Genomic DNA, 20,655 nt, shown 5'->3' on the forward strand with positions numbered 1-20,655 from the left:
AGGTATACAACATGACATACGAAGTAAAATCTCTTAATGAAGAGTGTGGAGTATTTGGGATTTGGGGACATCCAGACGCTGCGAAACTCACCTATTTTGGCCTTCACAGTCTCCAACACCGGGGACAAGAGGGGGCAGGAATCCTGGCCAATGATCAAGGAACCTTGAGACGCCATCGGGATACCGGTCTGCTTTCAGAAGTCTTTCGAAATCCTTTAAATTTGGAAAAATTGACAGGAAGTTCTGCTATTGGGCATGTTCGCTATGCGACAGCAGGGGAAGCTTCTGTGGATAACATCCAACCCTTCCTCTTCCGCTTTCAAGATACCCAGTTTGGTCTGGCCCATAATGGGAATTTGACCAATGCCCAATCGCTCAAATCTGAATTAGAAAAAAATGGAGCCATCTTTAGCTCGACCTCTGACTCAGAAATTTTAGCTCACTTGATTCGTCGGAGTCACAACCCTTCCTTTATGGGGAAAATCAAGGAAGCACTCAATACGGTCAAAGGTGGCTTTGCTTATCTGATGCTGTTTGAAGATAAGCTAATCGCAGCTCTGGACCCAAATGGTTTCCGTCCTCTATCCATCGGAAAAATGTCTAATGGAGCCTTGGTTGTTTCTTCTGAAACCTGTGCTTTTGAGGTTATTGGAGCAGAATGGATTCGAGATGTGCACCCTGGTGAGCTCGTTATCTTTGATGAAAATGGCATTACCTATGATTGCTATACGGATGATACTCAACTGGCGATTTGTTCCATGGAGTATATCTATTTTGCCCGTCCTGATTCCAATATCCAAGGGGTCAACGTCCATACGGCTCGCAAGCGGATGGGAGCTCAGTTGGCACGAGAATTTAAGAACCAAGCAGATATTGTAGTGGGGGTTCCCAACTCCTCTCTCAGTGCTGCTATGGGCTTTGCGGAAGAATCTGGATTACCAAATGAAATGGGCTTGATCAAGAATCAGTATGTCCAACGGACCTTTATCCAACCGACTCAGGAATTGCGGGAACAAGGGGTGCGGATGAAGCTTTCTGCCGTATCTGGTGTCGTGAAAGGCAAACGAGTTGTCATGATTGATGACTCTATCGTGCGTGGAACCACCTCTCGTCGGATTGTGAAATTGTTGAAAGAAGCAGGGGCTACAGAAGTCCATGTGGCAATTGCTAGCCCAGCTCTAGCTTATCCATGTTTCTACGGAATTGATATTCAGAGCCGTGAAGAACTGATTGCAGCCAATCATACAGTAGAGGAAACTTGTGAGATTATCGGTGCGGATAGTTTGACCTACTTGTCCATTGATGGCTTGATTGATTCTATTGGTATTGATACCGATGCACCAAACGGTGGTCTTTGTGTAGCCTACTTTGATGGGAAATACCCAACGCCTTTGTATGACTACGAAGAACGCTATTTGGAAAGTTTGAATGAGCAGACATCCTTTTATTAGGAATGTTTGCAAGTGAATCTGATCGATCATCAGTAGGATCTAGGAAGAGAAAAAGGAATAAACAAATGACAAATAAAAATGCTTACGCGCCACGTCTCACTACTGACTAAAAACTAAAGCATTTGTCAGTAGACGCTTTGTCCTATGGGACCAAAGCTAGAGACCTGACTAGTATTTTTAGATAAAATAATTGTTTATCTAAAAATACGTCGCACTCTTTCTCAAAAAAAGAAAAGGATTAAAAAATGACAAATAAGAATGCATACGCTCAATCGGGTGTGGATGTTGAAGCGGGTTATGAGGTTGTAGAACGGATTAAAAAACACGTGGCACGTACAGAGCGTGCGGGTGTCATGGGAGCTCTAGGTGGTTTTGGTGGCATGTTTGACCTTTCGAAAACAGGTGTCAAAGAGCCTGTTCTAATTTCAGGAACGGACGGTGTCGGAACGAAACTTATGCTGGCTATCAAGTACGACAAGCACGATACAATCGGTCAAGACTGTGTAGCCATGTGTGTCAACGACATCATCGCTGCAGGTGCGGAGCCCCTCTACTTCCTCGACTATGTAGCAACTGGTAAGAATGAACCAGCTAAATTGGAACAAGTGGTCGCTGGTGTGGCCGAAGGGTGTGTGCAAGCTGGTGCAGCTCTTATCGGTGGTGAAACTGCTGAAATGCCTGGTATGTACGGCGAAGATGACTATGACTTGGCTGGTTTCGCAGTAGGTGTCGCTGAAAAAAGCCAAATCATCGACGGATCAAAAGTAGCAGAGGGAGACGTGATTCTTGGGCTTGCCTCAAGCGGTATCCACTCGAATGGTTACTCACTCGTGCGTCGTGTTTTTGCAGATTACACAGGCGAAGAAGTCCTCCCAGAACTGGAAGGTAAAAAACTCAAAGAGGTTCTTTTGGAGCCAACTCGTATCTATGTCAAAGCTGTTTTGCCACTCATCAAAGAAGAATTGGTCAATGGTATTGCCCACATCACAGGTGGTGGATTTATCGAAAATGTGCCACGGATGTTCTCAGATGACTTGGCTGCTGAAATTGACGAAAGCAAGGTCCCAATCCTTCCAATTTTCAAAGCCCTTGAAAAATATGGTGAAATCAAACATGAAGAAATGTTTGAAATCTTCAATATGGGTATTGGTCTCATGCTTGCGGTGAAACCAGAACATGTGGAACGTGTCAAAGAACTTCTTGACGAACCTGTTTATGAAATCGGTCGAATTGTGAAGAAAGATGGCGCAAGTGTGGTGATTAAATAATGGCTAAAAGGATTGCTGTTTTTGCCTCTGGCAATGGCTCAAACTTCCAGGTAATTGCGGAACAATTTCCAGTAGAATTTGTCTTTTCAGATCACCGGGATGCCTACGTACTTGAGCGAGCAGAAAAGCTTGGGATTTTAACCTATGCCTTCGAAGTCAAGGAGTTTGAGAGCAAGGCAGACTACGAAGGAGCACTTGTCGAACTCTTGGAAGAACACCAGATTGACTTGGTTTGTCTAGCAGGCTACATGAAAATCGTTGGTCCGACTTTGCTCGCTGCTTACGAGGGTCGTATTATTAACATTCATCCAGCTTACTTGCCAGAATTTCCAGGTGCTCATGGCATTGAGGATGCCTGGAATGCAGGTGTTGAGCAGTCTGGCGTGACGATTCACTGGGTGGATTCGGGTGTTGATACAGGTCAGGTCATCAAACAGGTTCGTGTGCCACGGCTATCAGATGATACCCTTGACACTTTCGAAACCCGTATCCACGAAACAGAGTACAAGCTCTATCCAGAAGTCTTGGATAGTTTAGGAGTAGCGAGAAAATGAGGAAGTGTTAGAGCGGAACGAAAATTTTCGACTGTAGCAGAGAAAGAACTTTAAAAAGGAAAATAAAATGACTAAACGCGCACTAATTAGTGTCTCAGATAAAGCGGGCATTGTTGAATTTGCCCAAGAACTCAAAAAACTCGGTTGGGACATTATCTCAACAGGTGGGACCAAGGTTGCCCTTGATAATGCTGGGGTAGACACCATTGCCATTGACGATGTGACTGGTTTCCCAGAAATGATGGATGGTCGTGTCAAGACTCTCCACCCAAATATCCATGGGGGGCTTCTCGCTCGTCGTGACCTCGAAAGTCACCTAGAGGCTGCTAAGGACAATCAGATTGAGCTCATTGATCTTGTTGTGGTCAACCTTTATCCATTCAAGGAAACCATCCTCAAACCAGATGTGACCTATGCGGACGCGGTTGAAAACATAGATATCGGTGGACCATCAATGCTTCGTTCCGCAGCGAAGAACCACGCTAGCGTTACAGTTGTGGTAGACCCTGCTGACTATGCTGTTGTGCTTGACGAATTGGCAGCCAAGGGCGAAACCACTTATGAAACTCGCCAACGTTTGGCAGCAAAAGTTTTCCGTCACACAGCAGCCTATGATGCCTTGATTGCGGAATACTTCACAGCTCAAGTGGGTGAAGAAAAACCTGAAAAACTCACTCTGACCTATGACCTTAAACAACCAATGCGTTACGGCGAAAACCCTCAACAAGACGCTGATTTCTACCAAAAAGCTTTGCCGACGGATTACTCGATTGCATCGGCTAAACAGCTCAACGGGAAAGAATTGTCCTTCAACAATATCCGTGACGCTGACGCGGCAATTCGTATCATCCGTGATTTCAAAGACCGTCCAACCGTTGTGGCTCTGAAACACATGAACCCGTGCGGTATCGGTCAGGCTGATGATATCGAGACAGCTTGGAACTACGCTTATGAGTCTGACCCAGTTTCTATCTTTGGTGGGATTGTCGTTCTCAACCGTGAGGTAGATGCTGCAACAGCTGAGAAGATGCATGGTGTTTTCCTTGAAATCATCATCGCACCAAGCTACACAGACGAAGCACTTGAAATCTTGACCAATAAAAAGAAAAACCTGCGGATTCTTGCCTTGCCATTTGACGCTCAAGATGCTAGTGAAGTGGAAGCAGAGTACACAGGTGTTGTCGGTGGACTTCTGGTGCAAAACCAAGACGTGGTGAAAGAAAGTCCAGCTGACTGGCAAGTGGTGACCAAACGCCAACCAACGGAGACAGAAGCGACTGCTCTTGAGTTTGCATGGAAAGCCATCAAGTACGTCAAATCAAACGGTATCATCATCACCAACGACCACATGACACTTGGTGTTGGTCCCGGTCAAACTAACCGTGTGGCTTCCGTCCGCATCGCCATTGACCAAGCCAAAGACCGTCTTGACGGTGCTGTTCTTGCTTCTGATGCCTTCTTCCCATTTGCAGATAACGTGGAAGAAATCGCCAAAGCTGGTATCAAGGCCATCATCCAACCGGGTGGTTCCGTCCGTGACCAAGAGTCTATCGAAGCAGCTGATAAATATGGTTTAACCATGATCTTTACAGGCGTGAGACATTTTAGACATTAATATATAATTAATTCCATCAGTAATGATGGAATTTTGCTATAATATACATAAAATAATAAGAGAGATTAAAGGAATCATTATGGCTGAGTTGGTTTATACCTATATAGAAAAAATGGATACTGGTATTAAAAACAGTGAGATCGTTTTTTCAGATAAGCATAAATTTAAACTGAAAGATAGGAATTTGTTTTATACAGAAGATAAGAACAGAAGATTCTTTGGTGAAAAAATATCTAACTTGTCATTAATTGTTGGAAAAAATGGCATAGGTAAAAGTAGTTTATTAGACTTGATTTCTTTTTCAAATAAAAATATCAATTTACGAAGAGGAAGAAATAGTTACTTTAATATTTTTCATCTTAGAGATAATATTTTTTTTATAGAGGGTAGTCCAAGTTTAATTAATAAAATAAGTAATATGAGGTCGAATACAGGATTATTTATGACCATAGGGAATAACAAGTTTGTGTCTTATGATAGTAAAGTAGATGTCAAATTGCAAATATCCTTAGTAAGATCTAGTCCAATTGTAAATTGGTTTAACAGAGATTCTTATAAAGATGCTAACTCGGATAAAAGTACTATAATCAGGAATGAAAAGCACGTGGAATCTGCTGAAAATGTGTTTAGATTTATAGTAGAGGCAAAAAATAACAATGTTACAAAGCAAAAAATTTTTTTAAAAGTTAATCAGAAACAATCTTACTCATCCAATAGTCCTGCAATACTAGATGAGCTATATGGTAATAATCGAATTATGAACATTGATGCTGAATTACCGGAACGGTTGAAAAGAAGTTTAAGATTGAAAGTAGGAGAAAATTCGATTAGCTTCAATAGTCGAATGGTTCAAAATTATTATTTTAGAAAACATAAAGGGTATTATTTTGTTGTCCAGGTTTTAGAAAAGTATTTATTGAATCTTATAAAATTCTTAGAAAAAGATGGAGAGCAAAGAGATAAAATTTTTTCTATTATAAAAGAGTCGACAGGAGAATATTTTAATAGATTGAGAGAAGTAGATTTATTTTACTTGCAGGAAAACTATTTCTCCAAACAATTTTTAAAAGATAAAATAGCATTTTTAGAAAATATAGTAAATGATTTAAGAGACTGGAGTGAGAGGAAAAAATATTTTGAGGGAAAAAGTAATAGAGATACTCCGTTCATTAAGCGAGATGATTTAAAGGATATTGTTTCTAACTTAAAGAATTTGGAGGAATACGGGTATTTCGAAGGTAACTCTTATAAAATTGAAGTATCTAGTTCTTCTTTGAGGAACAAAGATATAAATTTTAACTTCATTAAATTGCTTATGGTAGAATTTTCGGAGTTATTCTCTGTTCGATTTGAAAATTTAAGCGACGGAGAGATTGTTTATTTTAACACGTTTTCTTCAATATTCATGGAAATACGGAGAGCAAGTAAAGATGGGAATGATTGTGTGCTAGTATTAGATGAACCTGATTTGAACCTTCATCCAGAGTGGTGTAGAAGGTTTATTGATGATTGTATCACTCTTGTTAATAACTATTCAGATGTGAATATCCAATTTATTATAGCGACGCATTCGCCATATATGATTTCAGATGTTCCCAAAGAAAACGTTTTTTCTCTGGAAGTGAAAGAGAAGATGGTAGAAATCAAAAGAGCAGAAAAATCTTTTGCTGCAAATATTATTGATATACTGTCAGATACTTTCTTTTTGGATTACTCAATCGGAGAATTTGCTAGAAAAAAAATATTAAAACGTGACAAAGAGGCTTATCTATATATTGATGATCCAGTTTTGAAGACATTAATTGAAAGAAGTGTAGAAGATAGTGATTAAACTAGAATTACCTCAGCAACCACAATTAAAAGAAATTGATGTATGTTTTGAAAATTACTACAAGAGTTTATTAGAAAGATTAGCTAAGGATGGAAATACGCATAGAATAATTCCAGAAATTTTGAAATTATGTGGTAATATGGCTAATTTTAAATTATTGATAACTGATGAATGGTTTAATATAAAAGATAAGTCGGATGGTTTGTTTCTTGAATACTTTTTAGTTGGTAGATTTTATTTAGACTTAAAAAAGATGAAATCATCGGATAATAAGAAATATAGGCTAGAGTGGGTTTCTAATATTCTGCAATGTATAACTCACTATCCCAAAATGGAAGAACTAATTGATTGTAATCATCTCTACTACAAGACTGCTAATTTTTCTAAATTTAAAAAGGAAAATAATAAAATTTTTAGTAAATTTATAGAATTAAATGAAAAACTCGAAAATTTTTTAAATTATAAGCGGTATAGAAAATTTTATAGAGTAAGATTATGGGGGTTATACAGTTGTGAGGTTTGTCCTTATTGTAATTTGAATTCTATTGTTAATCATTCGACATTTACAACAGCAGATATCGAACATTTTTACCCTCAATCATTCTTTCCTTTATTTTGTGTGTCAAAATTCAATTTAGTTCCATCTTGTAAAGATTGTAATCAACAGTTTAAAGGGTCAAAATACTTTCATTATAATCCTCGTTATTATGGGCTTGATGAATATTTTAAATTTAAATTTTCTGTAAATAGCTTATTTGAGAAGACGATTGATAATTACTTATCGCATTCTAAAGAAATTACAGAAGATGGCATAAATTTAGCAATAGAGTTATACACTGAAAATAAATATGTAAAAGAAGCATTATCAATTTTAGAAATTAGCAATCGCTACAATAATTTGAATAATCGTACAGAGATATGTAAATTCATAAAAATAGCAGAAAGCAAGAGGGGTTTGTGGTTAAAAACAATAGAAAATGGAGCTATTTTAGAATATAGAGATAAAGAAGAAGTCTTAAATGAGCTTTCCCCATTCTTAAATAGCGAAATATATCAAAGCCGGAAATTTATGAATATAGAAAAAGGAAAATTTAAAGCAGATATAAGTAGTATTTTCCGGGATTACATAGAAGATCTTTGGAGTAGGTAATAAATTCTGTTCATTTGTAGTAACGTGGAAAAAATTGCTAAAGCAGGGATCAAAGCTATCATCCAGTCTGGTGGATCCGTCCGCGACTAAGAATCTATCGAAGCGGAGAGAAATATGGCTTGGTCATGGTCTTCACAGGCGTAAGACATTTTATAAATTAATCCTTTGATAGTTGCTAAGAGATTTTGTTAATATAAAATTATAATTCGTGAAGCAGTGCTCATCATAAATTTGTAAATTATATTTTAATTAATTTGAAGCGAGCATATCCAAAGGTATATGCTCGCTTTTTAGAGAGGAATTGAAGAATTAATAAACTGTATGTAAAAAGTTATACCTATAAGTTAAAAAATCATAATTTCAGAATTTACGTGGTAAATAAAGTATAATTGAATGTGTTAGAGGTAGATGTTTCTGATATAATAAATATTAGTAGAATACGATTAAGGGGGAGATTGACGTGGAAATTAAAAAAAATTATTTAATTAATAGATTTTTTTCCAGAAACACTATAAAAAACCTCGTTCAAAATAAAAAAGACCCAATTTTTGAGTGTGTATCGCAGTATCATAAATTAGGTAATAATTTGTCTATAATTCAAAACACTTATATGAAACTCTCTCAATCGTATAGAAATGAATATTTTTATAAGAATACGTTATTAAATAAATTATTATTAGGGGTACATAGTATAAATACTACTACTGCTTTGACTGAAATACCTGTTGGAAATGCAAAACCCGATTTTATTTTAATAAATGGAAAAGCTGTGGTATATGAAATCAAAACTGAATTTGATAATTTTGACAGGTTAGAAAATCAAATCACAGAATACTATAGAGCATTTAATCACGTTGCAATTGTTACTCATGAAAAAAATGTAAATTTAGCTTTGGAGAAGATTAAGTTGTTAAGAAAACCTGTAGGTCTTTATGTGCTCCAAAGAAACAGCAAAATTAAAACAATAATTAAACCAGAGAAGTACAATACTGATTTAGATAGGGAAATAATTTTTAAAATACTTCGTAAGGGGGAATATGAAAATATTATTGAGAAACATTTTAATTCGTTACCAGATGTGTCTCAATTTGAATATTATGACGTTTGTAAATTATTAACCAAAAAGATTCCATTGGAACAGTTTTATTCGGATTTTCTTATGGAATTGAAGAAGAGGAATTCAATAGATAAAGATTTATTTGCGGATGTTCCTTATGAACTTAAATTTTTAGTGTATTTCATGAATTTTAAACCTAAGGATTTTAAGGCATTAAAGCAGTTTTTAAATGAATAAAGGAGTATTTATATGTATTTTCCGTATTTGAGAGGAAGACAATATGAGTTAATTGCTCTTAGAGAATTGTTAGAAAATAATAAATTAGGAAGCGCTGTAATTCCAATTATTGAACCGGTAAGATTATCTCCTACACTAGTAAGTACTTTGGAGGGTTTTAAAGATAAGAGACAGAAATGTTCTATTGTAATGAATCCAGGTGTAGGATCTTTTTTGGAGGAATATAGCGATTTTTCTAAAAGTAATCTTGCTACTCGATTGGATAGTTTGATTGATGAAAGTGAGAATTTTTATTATGTTTCGTTGATGAGTAAGGATTATAGTTTAGAAGAAAATTTTAAGTCTATTGCGGATATTGGCAAACAAATAACAGTATGTAAGAAGCCCGATGATTTACAAGGATATAATAAAAATTATAGGGATCAAAAGACGGCGTATAATTTTATTTCAGAAATGGGAAGACTAAAAAGAGAAGTTCAGGGAAATAAAGTCAAGATTAGTGACAATTTCGTTAAATTAGCAAGAAATACGGATTATTCAGACAAAGATGATGAATTCTTCTCAGATGATCATAAATATTTTATAGAAGATAAATATAAGGGCTTTTCTGATTATTCCATTGTAGGAGAGGAGTATAGTGAATCAGGTTTTGCTCCTTATGCTGTTGCTATCCACATCGTTTATTTTGATTCTGATGAAAATCTAAGAATTCACCATTTTGTATCAGAAACAAACCAAGATCCAACAAACCCAGCTGGTAAGTTTAAGGAAGCACTTGAAAAATTAATTACATTTGTCAATGAGGGCCGAGTGGAAAGAACGCTGGCGATATATGAATTTGAAAAACTGTATAATACGGGTTCTTATCCAGGTCTTGGCACAGTAAAGAAATTGTCCATTATGCATCATATTGAATTGGTTAGTAAGTATCTTGATCGGAACAGTGGAGACAGTGAATGAAAATTTGTAAAGATTGTTTTGCAGATGAGATTCTAAAAAATGAAGTTAATATAGCTGAAAGGCAAGCTAGCTGTGACATTTGTTCAAATAATAATGTTTGTGTTTATGATACACAGTGTGACGACTATTTAATTCCATTTTTGAGCTCTCTCGTTTCTATTTTTTCTCCAGTAGATAAAATAGAAAATTTCCCAGTTGGGCAAGAAACGCTTCTAAAAACAGAAATAGCTACAAATTGGAATATATTTACTACTAAAGAGGAGTTCAAGATTCACCAAATGCTTTCTGAGATTTGTAAAAATCTATTCGAAGAAAGTCCTGAATTGTTAACGCACCCTGTTGGAGTAAAGCAGATGTATGACCCAATTTATTTAAAGGATCATTCATTGTTCAGTAAGAGTTGGGAAGATTTTGTTGACGACATTAAATATAACAATCGTTTTCATTCAAATCAAATTAATAAATGCATTCTAAGAAAGTATTGTGAAGCTATTCAAAAGACTCATTCAGAAGGAGAACAGTTCTATAGGTGTAGGATTTCAAAAGACGGGAAACCATTTGAATCAGAAGGGATAGGGGCACCTCCTAAAGGTAAATCAGCCGATGGAAGGGCTAATCCAAAAGGAGTTGTAATGCTTTATTTAGGTGATTCAGAGACGACAACAATACATGAAACAAGAACAGGTTTATATGATCATGTATGTATTGGCACTTTTAAGTTGAAGTCTGCAATAACAGTCATTGATTTTAAAAAAATAATTGAAATTAGCCCTTTTCAAGATGGTATTATTGATGATCTTGCTGAATTAGCGATTAATAAAAAAAATCTAAAAAAGATTGATTCTGAGATGGGGCGAGTAATGAGAAATTCTGATGATATTCTAGATTATATCCCTACTCAATATATAGCTGATTTTGTGAAATCTCTAACCAAACCAATTTCTGGAGAATTAATTTATCAAGGAATTGAATTCCGCAGCGTTATGAATCCTGAAGGATTCAATTTGGCTATATTTACGCCGGATTGTTTTGAGGTAACTGATATAAGGATGAAACGAATAAATCATATTTCTTATAGCTGGTAGAATAAAAAAGCTGTATATTTTAGAGATATTCTATGTTTAACGAGGTTGGACAAATTTCTTTGAAACTATGAAAATGTGTAATATCAATTATTAAAAAAATGATACTATGTGTTTTATCTTGGAAAGATTAAATAAGGCACTCATCCATCGATGAGTGCCTTTATTAGTCAAGAAACCTTTAATTTGGGTAGATATAGCTGACCCTTCCCCAGACAACATTTGTTGGGTCAAACCAACCACGGAAATTGTTGATGGTCCGATTTCCATTGTAATTAGCTTCTTTTACTTGAATCTTTTGTTCATGTTCAACCTCTGTCACGACTGCAACATGGCCATAACCTCCATTATCCCAGCAGGCGATAGCGCCGACCTCAGGGGTATTTCCTGTCCTGAAGCCTGCAACGCGAGCACTAGCAGCCCACATGCCACCGTTTCCCCACCAGTTTTGTGACCAAGGAGCCAGCTCTTTTGCTGCCCAGGTACATTCGCCAACGGGATAGTAATTATCCGGCTGGGTGACCAGTGGAGCAGCTTTAGCCCGCTCGACCTGAAATGCTGTGGCGAGCAGGCCTTTTAAGTGTCCCTTGTTTTTCTGGTAGACATGGAGATGAAAGGTTCCTTTTCCTTTATGTTTTTCAGCGTTGAAGGACAATTGATAGCGACCAGGTGCTGTTCTTTTTGCTGGATACCAGATCAAGTCGTCTTGGCCATCTTGTTCAGACCAGATGGGAAAGAGGACTTGATCCACATCTTCAAAGAGCTGGAGTTGGATCTCAAATAGCTCTGTAGTGCTAGGTCGGACTGTGATCTTGGGTTGGGAAGATGCGAGGTCTTTTTTCTCAACGATTGTCTGTAGTGGAAACAGTCCTTCAAGGTTTCCGTTAGGATGGATGCCGTAGACATGGATATGGTAAAGTCCTGCTTGATCTAAATGATTGGTCAGAGGTACTTGCAAATCAAAGCCATTTTCTCCTCGTTGAACAGGATACCAAATGAGATCGTCCTGGCCGTTTTGCTCGGACCAAATGGGGACGCTAACGCTTTGGAAGCGATCTGGAATGGTCCCGAGGTGGACAACTAATTGTCCCTTTTCCTTGTAGATGTAATTGACGTTTTGGTCTGCTCTTGCAACTTGTGAAGCCCCTGCCCAGAAAAGGCAAGCTGCCAAGAGTAGTTTCTTCATTCTCTGCATAAAACTCCTTTTTTAAAAAATAGTAGAGGTCTCAATTATAATATTCGTAAAAAGGAGCAAAAATTTAAAAAATAATGGAAAAAGTTTGTTTTCTAATGAAAATCATCGGACATTTCTTGAAATATTAGAACAAAACGAACGATTATGATATAATTTAATAAAATAATTCGCAAAAGAGGTTCGAAATGAAACTTTTGGTTGTTGGATCTGGCGGTCGTGAGCATGCGATTGCCAAGAAATTGTTGGAGTCTAAAGACGTTGAACAGGTTTTTGTGGCTCCTGGTAATGACGGGATGCGATTAGATGGTCTAGATTTGATCAATATTGGAATTTCCGAACATTCTAAGCTGATTGACTTCGCAAAAGTCAATGATATTGCTTGGACCTTTGTCGGTCCAGATGATGCCCTTGCGGCTGGTATCGTGGATGATTTCAATGCAGCTGGTCTCAAGGCTTTTGGTCCGACCAAGGCTGCGGCTGAATTGGAGTGGTCTAAGGATTTTGCTAAGGAAATTATGGTCAAATATGATGTTCCAACAGCGGCCTATGGGACTTTTTCAGATTTCGAGGAAGCCAAGGCCTACATCGAAGAAAAAGGTGCTCCAATCGTCGTCAAGGCAGACGGCTTGGCGCTTGGGAAAGGTGTCGTCGTTGCGGAGACAGTCGAGCAAGCGGTCGAAGCCGCTCATGAGATGCTTCTGGACAATAAATTCGGTGACTCAGGTGCGCGTGTGGTTATCGAGGAATTCCTTGACGGGGAAGAGTTCTCTCTCTTTGCCTTTGTCAATGGGGACAAGTTCTACATTATGCCAACGGCTCAGGACCATAAACGTGCTTATGATGGTGACAAGGGTCCTAACACTGGTGGGATGGGTGCCTATGCGCCAGTTCCTCACTTGCCACAGAGCGTGGTTGACACAGCGGTTGACACGATTGTCAAGCCAGTCCTTGAAGGCATGATTCAAGAAGGGCGTCCTTATCTTGGTGTCCTTTACGCTGGTCTTATCTTGACAGCTGATGGCCCCAAAGTCATCGAGTTCAACGCTCGCTTCGGAGATCCTGAAACGCAAATCATCTTGCCTCGTTTGACATCTGACTTGGCGCAAAATATCACGGATATTTTGGAAGGCAAAGAGCCAGCTATCACTTGGACGGACAAGGGTGTGACACTTGGTGTGGTTGTCGCGTCAAACGGTTACCCACTCGCTTATGAGAAAGGTGTCAAGCTTCCAGCCAAGACAGAGGGCGAGATCATCACTTACTATGCAGGTGCTAAATTCGCTGAAAATGGCCAAGACCTTCTCTCAAACGGAGGACGTGTTTACATGCTCGTTACCACAGCAGATACCGTCAAAGACGGGCAAAACATTATCTACAGCCAACTCAACAACCAAAACACAGAAGGCCTCTTCTACCGAACAGATATCGGAAGCAAGGCGATAAAAGATTAACAGAGCGAGCGAAAGCGAGCTAAACGAAGATAATGGTCGCTGTGGTGAAAAGACCAGAACAGGCTCTGTTCTGGTCGAGGGAAACTTTGAGACCTTAGGCTCAAAGTTTAGGAATGAAACCGAAGGTTTGCTTCCGTCCCCACCACCTAAGACCATTATCAAAAAAGAAAAGGATATTCACTATGAAACCAGTAATTTCCATCATCATGGGCTCAAAATCTGACTGGGCCACCATGCAAAAAGCAGCAGAAGTCCTCGATAACTTCGGTGTAGCCTATGAAAAGAAAGTTGTTTCCGCACACCGTACACCAGATCTTATGTTCAAACATGCCGAAGAGGCGCGGAGCCGTGGCATCAAGGTCATCATCGCTGGTGCTGGGGGGGCTGCTCACTTGCCGGGGATGGTAGCTGCTAAAACAACCCTTCCAGTCATTGGTGTGCCTGTCAAATCACGTGCCCTTAGCGGTGTGGATTCACTTTATTCCATCGTTCAGATGCCAGGTGGAGTACCAGTCGCAACTATGGCGATTGGGGAAGCAGGAGCTACCAATGCTGCTCTCTTTGCCCTCCGTCTCCTTTCAGTAGAAGACAAGGCTATTGCGGATGCGCTTGCTAACTTTGCAGAAGAACAAGGAAAAATCGCAGAGGAGTCGACAAATGAGCTCATCTAAAACAATCGGAATTATCGGTGGCGGTCAGCTGGGTCAGATGATGGCCATTTCGGCTATCTACATGGGGCACAAGGTCATCGCGCTGGATCCTGCGGCGGATTGCCCGGCCTCTCGTGTGGCGGAAATCATCGTGGCTCCTTATAATGATGTAGACGCTCTTCGTCAGTTGGCGGAGCGTTGCGATGTCCTGACCTATGAATTTGAAAATGTCGATGCTGACGGTTTGGATGCGGTCATCAAGGATGGGCAACTTCCACAAGGGACAGACCTGCTCCGCATCTCCCAAAACCGGATTTTTGAAAAGGACTTTCTTTCCAACAAGGCCCGAGTCACAGTTGCTCCTTACAAGGTTGTGACTTCTAGACAAGATTTGGCAGATATCGACCTGTCGAAAAACTATGTCCTCAAGACTGCGACCGGTGGCTACGACGGCCATGGTCAAAAGGTTATTCGTTCAGAAGCAGATTTGGAAGAAGCCTATGCGCTAGCCGACTCAGCAGACTGTGTCTTGGAAGAGTTTGTTAACTTCGACCTTGAAATTTCGGTCATCGTGTCTGGGAATGGTAAGGATGTGACGGTTTTCCCCGTTCAGGAAAATATCCACCGCAACAACATCTTGTCTAAGACCATCGTTCCAGCTCGTATTCCAGAAAGTCTAGCTGAAAAAGCCAAAGCCATGGCCGTGCGAATTGCAGAACAACTGAACCTTTCTGGTACCCTCTGTGTAGAAATGTTTGCGACTGCTGATGACATCATTGTCAACGAAATTGCCCCACGTCCACACAATTCAGGGCACTACTCAATCGAAGCTTGCGACTTCTCGCAATTCGACACCCATATCTTGGGTGTTCTCGGAGCACCATTGCCATCCATTCACCTTCACGCGCCTGCTGTCATGCTTAACGTTCTCGGCCAACACGTCGAGGCTACTGAAACATATGTCACAGAAAATCCAAGCGCTCACCTCCACTTATATGGTAAACTAGAAGCAAAGCACAACCGCAAAATGGGACATGTGACTTTGTTTAGTGATGTGCCGGATAAGGTTGAGGAATTTGGAAAAGGGATTGATTTTTAGGAGAGTATATGAAGGATTTTCTTAAAAAACATAATATAAAGAGAGTAAATATTTATTGGTTCGTTTTGAGCCTTGCTTTTTCAGCTATATTTGCGCTGATATTATCTTTAATATCTAAAAAATGGTGTAACTTTGTACCAGATACTTTAAGTCTAACGGCACTTCCTTCTCTATTTATCAGTTGTCTAGTATTGACTAATATAGATGATGTTAGGAAACAAATAAAATCAGAAGAAGAAAGTCGGGATTTTTTTGATCGAAGAAAGAACCAAGCTCTGTCCTTATTTGTTAAGGATTATGAGGATAAATTTCAAAGAAATTCAAGAAGCCTAAGAGATGATTTAAATAAAATTATTTTAGGTGAATCAAATTTTTCTGAAGAGTTTAATAAAAGAATCAGGAAAATAAGTTTAGAGTGCTTTCAGTCTTTAGAATCGTATAGTTATGTTGAAACACGAATTAATATAAGAAAAGCTCAGAAAACGGATTCGTCTGCAGATGAGACTCAAAGCAGTTTAGATATTGACTTGAACATGTTGAGCAATTTGAAAGGTTGTTTGAGAAGTTGCTATAAACCAGATAAAGATAATTTCAAGAATTCGGAGTTCTGCGAGGAGCTGTCAAGGTATTTGAATGAGTTTGAAAACTTTTGTGACTTTTTGATAAAAGAGTCTAAAGGAAGTGAAGTACCACTGAATGATCAGTTTTCTAGTGAAGAGTCTGAAACTTCTCAGGATATGGGAGATTTTTATGAGTGAATTAAATTATATCAAACTAGAACAGCCTGTGGGAGATATGTTTTTAGTTAAGATGAAAGCAACTCAAGTTGCAAGTATTGCAGCATCAAAAACAAGAAAATCTTATAATGATAGTAGCGGTATACAACGAAAACTTGATCCCCATAGGATAAAAAGTATAGCTGAATTTTGTAAAACAAAGAATGCAATGTTCCCCACCCCTATTATTTTATCTGCATCGAGTGATTATTTTGTTATAAATGAGGAGGAAAATACTCTGACTATTCCTATGATAAGTGAAGATGAGAATAAATTTTGCTCTATTGTAGATGGTCAACATAGACTAGAAGGTTTGAAGGAATCAGGAGTAATTGGTAACTTTGAATTGTTAGTCTCTTTTGTATTTGACACAGATCCATCAAAAGATGCTTTCTTATTCTCAATTATTAATGGAAATCAAAAACCAGTATCACGTTCTTTAATCTATGATTTATATGGTTTATCAAGATCACGGACTGTTGAAAAAACATGTAATAAAATTATGAGAGCCCTTAATGGTGAGAATTTTGATATTAAGTCTGAGTTAAGTGGAAAAATTAAAATGTTGGGCTATAAGGATGAATTTTCTCAAAATGGAATAGTTTCTCAAGCTGCTATGATTAAGAACTTGATGAAACTTATTACTGATAAATCTGAACGAGATAATATAGATATTGAGTTCGGAAGGGAGTTAGAGCAGTTAGACTCTAGAAAATATATTTTTAGGAAAAATTTTATTGAGGGGAATGATGAACTTATTATTCAAGAAAATATTGATTTTTTTAATGCTTGGATGAAGAAGTTGAAAGAAGAAAAAGAAAGCTATGAGCTTAATGAATATGAGTTGTTTGAAAAGACTATAGGATTTTCTGTTAGTTATAGAATATTTCGAATTTTGTACTTAAGTTGGGAAGATAGTAGAAAATATAGAGTTAGAGATATAGAGGATCTATATCTAAGAAAAACATATTATTCAACAGAAAGTAGAAAAAATTTCTATAATTTAATATTATCAGATATGTTTGCAAACTTTTTTAAATTAAAATTAGACAATAACGTCTACTCCAGTAGTGAGTCTGGAGTGAATGATTTAGAAATAGACCTAGTCGCTATATTATGGGATAATGGAATGATTTCTAAAAATTTAGTTTATGACATTTATAGTAAAGAAGAAAAGATTGAAAAGATAAAAGCAAGAAAGAACTATTTGCAAATAGTTGCCAGAGATCTACATAAAAATTAGATATAGATTTGTGAATATGAGTAATTAATTCAAGATATAACATATTATAGAGAAAAAGATGCCGTATTTATTCAGATTAAATTCAGATATCTAATTTTTATATAAAATAAGAAAAGAGTAATAGTCCAAGTATTTTAACTTGGACTAAAAGTATCCCTACTCCTGTAAAAAAATTTTAAAATTAGAAAGACGCGGACATAGGATACCATTAATTTGAGACCAAACGTCCAATTTTTAATAGAAAAAATAAAAAAAGAAAGGAACAAGGACTCACGTATTCACCAAAACTGAATACGGGCTACGGACTTGATTAATTCTTATGATTCAACTCATTGTCAACGCATTTGTTGAAAAAGATAAGGCTGGAGCAGTCGTCGAAGTCTTGTATGCTAGTAGCAATCACGAAAAGGTAAAAGCTAAGTACGAAGAGCTAATTGCACAATTTCCTGATAACTATTTAGCTATCTATGATGTCCCGCTGGATACAGATTTGAATACACTGGATCACTATCCATCTGTGTGGATTGAGAAAGAAGAATTTGAATAACGTGATTGCCGGTTGCTAACTGATGTGAAACATCAAAAGAAAGGAAAAGAAAAACATGATCGAACGTTACTCTCGCCCTGAGATGGCGAACATTTGGACTGAAGAAAATAAATACCGTGCTTGGCTTGAGGTGGAAATCTTGGCTGACGAGGCGTGGGCTGAGTTGGGGGAAATCCCTAAGGAAGATGTGGCTTTGATTCGCGAGAAGGCGGACTTTGACATCGACCGTATTTTAGAGATTGAGCAGGAGACTCGCCACGATGTGGTGGCTTTCACGCGTGCGGTTTCTGAGACGCTTGGCGAAGAGCGCAAGTGGGTTCACTATGGTTTGACATCTACCGACGTGGTAGATACAGCCTATGGTTACCTCTACAAACAAGCCAATGACATCATCCGTCGTGACCTTGAAAACTTCCTTAATATCATCGCTGACAAGGCGAAAGAACACAAGTTTACCATCATGATGGGTCGTACCCACGGTGTGCACGCTGAGCCGACGACTTTTGGTCTTAAATTGGCAACTTGGTATAGCGAAATGAAACGCAACATCGAGCGTTTCGAGCATGCGGCTGCAGGTGTGGAAGCTGGTAAAATTTCTGGTGCGGTGGGGAACTTTGCCAACATCCCACCATTTGTAGAAAAATACGTCTGCGATAAATTGGGTATCCGTGCTCAAGAAATCTCTACACAGGTCCTTCCTCGAGATCTTCATGCTGAGTACTTTGCAGTTCTTGCCAGCATCGCGACTTCAATCGAACGTATGGCAACGGAAATCCGTGGTCTTCAAAAATCAGAACAACGTGAAGTGGAAGAGTTCTTTGCCAAAGGGCAAAAAGGGTCTTCAGCAATGCCTCACAAACGCAACCCTATCGGTTCTGAAAATATGACAGGTCTTGCGCGTGTTATCCGTGGTCACATGGTAACAGCTTATGAAAACGTAGCCCTTTGGCATGAACGTGACATCTCTCACTCATCAGCTGAGCGGATCATCACACCAGACACAACCATCTTGATTGACTACATGCTTAACCGTTTTGGAAATATCGTTAAGAACTTGACCGTCTTCCCAGAAAACATGATTCGCAACATGAACTCTACATTTGGTTTGATCTTTAGCCAACGTGCGATGTTGACTTTGATTGAGAAGGGGATGACCCGTGAGCAAGCTTACGACCTTGTTCAACCAAAGACTGCCCAATCATGGGATAATCAAGTAGACTTCAAACCACTTCTTGAAGCCGATCCAGAGGTAACTTCTCGCCTCACTCAAGAAGAAATCGACGAAATCTTCAACCCAACTTACTACACCAAACGGGTGGATGAAATCTTCGAACGCATCGGTTTGGGCGACTAAGCCCCTTATAGACTTGATTAAAAAAGAGAGTGGGACAGAAATCGGTCATTCGTTAGAATTCGATTTCGTCGTCCCACCTCCGCACAGTTGAGTAAGGCTGTAAAAGCTGATAAAATCAGCGTAGTAGAGCCCACTCAACCACTGCGTCTTGCTCAACAATCCAAAGAAAAGAGGCTAGGACTTTTGTCCCAGCCTCTCTTCTTTGCCTATATCAGGTGCTCTAGACCCTGAATTTATCATAATAAATTTTGACTGATTAAACTATTTATAGGAAGTCTATCACTAATTATAGATTATTCGTTTTACATGTTTTAGGAACTATTTTTTCATGCTATAATTTGTATCATAAAAGTCTGAGGCCAGACCCCAGACTTTTAATGATCAATGATCACGATCACAAGAGATAAATTTGATTTTATAGTAGTCGCCGCGTTTATAGGTTTCGCTATATTCGAGAATTTGACCGGTCGCTTCCAATTTTGTCGTCTTCACTTGACGGACAGTTGGGAAGTTTTCATCGATATTCAACACAGAAGCGATTTTGCTTGGTGTTGGAAATACAATATCATTGATTTCTTCAAAGTGTTCATCATTCATATGGATATGATAATCTTCTTTGAAGCGGTCATAGATCGAACTATAGTAATCTAAGCTCGGATAATTTGGGTTAATATATTGCTCTGGGACATAGGTCTGGTGGTAGATATAGGTATCTTCACCAATATGACGAGTCCGATCAATCTTATAATAGAATTGAGTAGGAGCGAGCCCCAGTTTATCCAGGATATTCAGCGCGTTGCCACGCTTAATAGAGAGAACTTTTACGGTCGCTTTTTGGATAGGGAAGGTTTCAACGTCTGAAAACTCAACCAGTTTGTGTTTTCTAGCGCGAGAAACAAACGTTCCTTTCCCTTGTTGGCGGACGATGTATCCATCGCTAGCCAAATCGTTTAAAGCCCGAACAACAGTAATCGAGCTAACATTATAAATCTTAATCAGCTCGGCTTCTGTGTAAAATTTATCTCCATTTTCGAATTTACCTGAGATAATTTGTTGCTTCAAATCATCTTTGATGTGTTGGTATTTTGGGATTGCCATGTGCTTCACCTCTTCTTTCGATATCCCTTGTTAATAT

At 38.4% G+C, this 20,655-nt stretch carries 18 protein-coding genes and 1 pseudogene; 17 read left to right on the forward strand and 2 right to left on the reverse strand.

Translation table 11 applies throughout. The features are described from left to right. The first annotated feature begins 11 nt into the window (after nucleotides 1-11). The 10 genes and pseudogenes from purF (at nucleotide 12) to N596_RS07330 (ending at nucleotide 11,208) form a co-directional block, all read left to right on the forward strand. Nucleotides 12-1,451: an amidophosphoribosyltransferase gene (gene purF / locus N596_RS07290; protein ID WP_023027451.1), complete on the forward strand. Its 1,440-nt coding sequence runs from the start codon at nucleotides 12-14 to the stop codon at nucleotides 1,449-1,451. Nucleotides 1,452-1,696: 245 nt separating this feature from the next. Beyond that, nucleotides 1,697-2,719 (forward strand): phosphoribosylformylglycinamidine cyclo-ligase, encoded by a 1,023-nt coding sequence (gene purM, locus N596_RS07295; protein ID WP_023027452.1) that lies wholly within the window; start codon nucleotides 1,697-1,699, stop codon nucleotides 2,717-2,719. Beyond that, a complete protein-coding gene (gene purN, locus N596_RS07300; RefSeq protein ID WP_023027453.1) occupies nucleotides 2,719-3,273 on the forward strand; it encodes a phosphoribosylglycinamide formyltransferase in 555 nt (184 codons plus the stop codon). The genes purM and purN overlap by 1 nt, the downstream gene beginning before the upstream one ends. 67 nt (nucleotides 3,274-3,340) lie before the next feature. Next, the gene (gene purH, locus N596_RS07305; protein ID WP_023027454.1) at nucleotides 3,341-4,888 is read left to right on the forward strand and encodes a bifunctional phosphoribosylaminoimidazolecarboxamide formyltransferase/IMP cyclohydrolase; all 1,548 of its coding nucleotides are present in this window, start codon (nucleotides 3,341-3,343) and stop codon (nucleotides 4,886-4,888) included. Between the two features lie 79 nt (nucleotides 4,889-4,967). Next, on the forward strand, nucleotides 4,968-6,719 hold the full coding sequence (locus N596_RS07310; protein ID WP_023027455.1) for an ATP-dependent nuclease: 1,752 nt from the start codon (nucleotides 4,968-4,970) through the stop codon (nucleotides 6,717-6,719). Beyond that, nucleotides 6,712-7,869 carry an HNH endonuclease family protein gene (locus tag N596_RS07315; RefSeq protein WP_023027456.1) on the forward strand — a complete coding sequence of 386 codons (1,158 nt, stop codon included), beginning with the start codon at nucleotides 6,712-6,714 and terminating at the stop codon, nucleotides 7,867-7,869. The genes N596_RS07310 and N596_RS07315 overlap by 8 nt, the downstream gene beginning before the upstream one ends. 21 nt (nucleotides 7,870-7,890) lie before the next feature. Continuing rightward, nucleotides 7,891-8,030, forward strand: a pseudogene (locus tag N596_RS10440) (IMP cyclohydrolase); the annotation flags it as partial. 299 nt (nucleotides 8,031-8,329) lie between these two features. Then, nucleotides 8,330-9,163, forward strand: a complete 834-nt coding sequence (locus tag N596_RS07320) for a sce7726 family protein (protein WP_023027457.1) — start codon at nucleotides 8,330-8,332, stop codon at nucleotides 9,161-9,163. A 12-nt stretch (nucleotides 9,164-9,175) separates the two neighbouring features. Next, a complete protein-coding gene (locus tag N596_RS07325) occupies nucleotides 9,176-10,123 on the forward strand; it encodes a sce7725 family protein (protein WP_023027458.1) in 948 nt (315 codons plus the stop codon). Continuing rightward, nucleotides 10,120-11,208 (forward strand): RES family NAD+ phosphorylase, encoded by a 1,089-nt coding sequence (locus N596_RS07330; RefSeq protein WP_023027459.1) that lies wholly within the window; start codon nucleotides 10,120-10,122, stop codon nucleotides 11,206-11,208. Before N596_RS07325 ends, N596_RS07330 begins: the two co-directional genes overlap by 4 nt. A 178-nt stretch (nucleotides 11,209-11,386) precedes the next feature. Here N596_RS07330 and N596_RS07335 read toward each other — a convergent pair whose 3' ends face one another. Next, nucleotides 11,387-12,391, reverse strand: a complete 1,005-nt coding sequence (locus N596_RS07335) for a GBS Bsp-like repeat-containing protein (RefSeq protein WP_258025865.1) — start codon at nucleotides 12,389-12,391, stop codon at nucleotides 11,387-11,389. Between the two features lie 194 nt (nucleotides 12,392-12,585). On the opposite strand from N596_RS07335, the gene purD reads away from it, so the two are divergent. The 7 genes from purD to purB all read left to right on the forward strand — a co-directional run bounded on the left by purD (nucleotide 12,586) and on the right by purB (nucleotide 19,520). Continuing rightward, nucleotides 12,586-13,851, forward strand: a complete 1,266-nt coding sequence (purD, locus tag N596_RS07340; RefSeq protein ID WP_023027461.1) for a phosphoribosylamine--glycine ligase — start codon at nucleotides 12,586-12,588, stop codon at nucleotides 13,849-13,851. 182 nt (nucleotides 13,852-14,033) lie between these two features. Continuing rightward, the gene (purE, locus tag N596_RS07345; protein WP_023027462.1) at nucleotides 14,034-14,522 is read left to right on the forward strand and encodes a 5-(carboxyamino)imidazole ribonucleotide mutase; all 489 of its coding nucleotides are present in this window, start codon (nucleotides 14,034-14,036) and stop codon (nucleotides 14,520-14,522) included. Continuing rightward, nucleotides 14,509-15,600, forward strand: coding sequence for a 5-(carboxyamino)imidazole ribonucleotide synthase (gene purK / locus N596_RS07350; protein WP_023027463.1), 1,092 nt, complete (start codon nucleotides 14,509-14,511; stop codon nucleotides 15,598-15,600). The genes purE and purK overlap by 14 nt, the downstream gene beginning before the upstream one ends. An 8-nt stretch (nucleotides 15,601-15,608) precedes the next feature. Then, nucleotides 15,609-16,358, forward strand: a complete 750-nt coding sequence (locus N596_RS07355; protein ID WP_023027464.1) for a hypothetical protein — start codon at nucleotides 15,609-15,611, stop codon at nucleotides 16,356-16,358. After that, nucleotides 16,351-17,619: a DGQHR domain-containing protein gene (locus N596_RS07360; RefSeq protein WP_023027465.1), complete on the forward strand. Its 1,269-nt coding sequence runs from the start codon at nucleotides 16,351-16,353 to the stop codon at nucleotides 17,617-17,619. The genes N596_RS07355 and N596_RS07360 overlap by 8 nt, the downstream gene beginning before the upstream one ends. A 319-nt stretch (nucleotides 17,620-17,938) precedes the next feature. Further along, complete coding sequence (locus N596_RS07365; RefSeq protein WP_023027466.1) at nucleotides 17,939-18,166, forward strand: hypothetical protein; 228 nt, start codon at nucleotides 17,939-17,941, stop codon at nucleotides 18,164-18,166. A gap of 55 nt (nucleotides 18,167-18,221) precedes the next feature. Then, a complete protein-coding gene (gene purB / locus N596_RS07370; RefSeq protein ID WP_023027467.1) occupies nucleotides 18,222-19,520 on the forward strand; it encodes an adenylosuccinate lyase in 1,299 nt (432 codons plus the stop codon). Between the two features lie 381 nt (nucleotides 19,521-19,901). Here the strand turns inward: purB and N596_RS07375 are convergent, their stop codons facing one another. After that, the gene (locus tag N596_RS07375; RefSeq protein ID WP_006595289.1) at nucleotides 19,902-20,618 is read right to left on the reverse strand and encodes a GntR family transcriptional regulator; all 717 of its coding nucleotides are present in this window, start codon (nucleotides 20,616-20,618) and stop codon (nucleotides 19,902-19,904) included. Between the last annotated feature and the right edge of the window lie 37 nt (nucleotides 20,619-20,655).

Origin of the sequence: Streptococcus ilei (genome assembly GCF_000479335.1) — a bacterium.
GTDB lineage: Bacteria > Bacillota > Bacilli > Lactobacillales > Streptococcaceae > Streptococcus > Streptococcus ilei.

Excerpts from the sequence above, each read along its gene's own strand:
- purB (WP_023027467.1), top strand. The coding sequence starts at position 18,222 with ATGATCGAACGTTACTCTCGCCCTGAGATGGCGAACATTTGGACTGAA.
- purD (WP_023027461.1), top strand. The coding sequence starts at position 12,586 with ATGAAACTTTTGGTTGTTGGATCTGGCGGTCGTGAGCATGCGATTGCC.
- N596_RS07335 (WP_258025865.1), bottom strand. The coding sequence starts at position 12,391 with ATGAAGAAACTACTCTTGGCAGCTTGCCTTTTCTGGGCAGGGGCTTCA.
- N596_RS07375 (WP_006595289.1), bottom strand. The coding sequence starts at position 20,618 with ATGGCAATCCCAAAATACCAACACATCAAAGATGATTTGAAGCAACAA.
- purM (WP_023027452.1), top strand. The coding sequence starts at position 1,697 with ATGACAAATAAGAATGCATACGCTCAATCGGGTGTGGATGTTGAAGCG.
- purH (WP_023027454.1), top strand. The coding sequence starts at position 3,341 with ATGACTAAACGCGCACTAATTAGTGTCTCAGATAAAGCGGGCATTGTT.
- N596_RS07330 (WP_023027459.1), top strand. The coding sequence starts at position 10,120 with ATGAAAATTTGTAAAGATTGTTTTGCAGATGAGATTCTAAAAAATGAA.
- N596_RS07325 (WP_023027458.1), top strand. The coding sequence starts at position 9,176 with ATGTATTTTCCGTATTTGAGAGGAAGACAATATGAGTTAATTGCTCTT.
- N596_RS07355 (WP_023027464.1), top strand. The coding sequence starts at position 15,609 with ATGAAGGATTTTCTTAAAAAACATAATATAAAGAGAGTAAATATTTAT.
- purE (WP_023027462.1), top strand. The coding sequence starts at position 14,034 with ATGAAACCAGTAATTTCCATCATCATGGGCTCAAAATCTGACTGGGCC.
- purF (WP_023027451.1), top strand. The coding sequence starts at position 12 with ATGACATACGAAGTAAAATCTCTTAATGAAGAGTGTGGAGTATTTGGG.
- purK (WP_023027463.1), top strand. The coding sequence starts at position 14,509 with ATGAGCTCATCTAAAACAATCGGAATTATCGGTGGCGGTCAGCTGGGT.
- purN (WP_023027453.1), top strand. The coding sequence starts at position 2,719 with ATGGCTAAAAGGATTGCTGTTTTTGCCTCTGGCAATGGCTCAAACTTC.
- N596_RS07360 (WP_023027465.1), top strand. The coding sequence starts at position 16,351 with ATGAGTGAATTAAATTATATCAAACTAGAACAGCCTGTGGGAGATATG.
- N596_RS07365 (WP_023027466.1), top strand. The coding sequence starts at position 17,939 with ATGATTCAACTCATTGTCAACGCATTTGTTGAAAAAGATAAGGCTGGA.
- N596_RS07310 (WP_023027455.1), top strand. The coding sequence starts at position 4,968 with ATGGCTGAGTTGGTTTATACCTATATAGAAAAAATGGATACTGGTATT.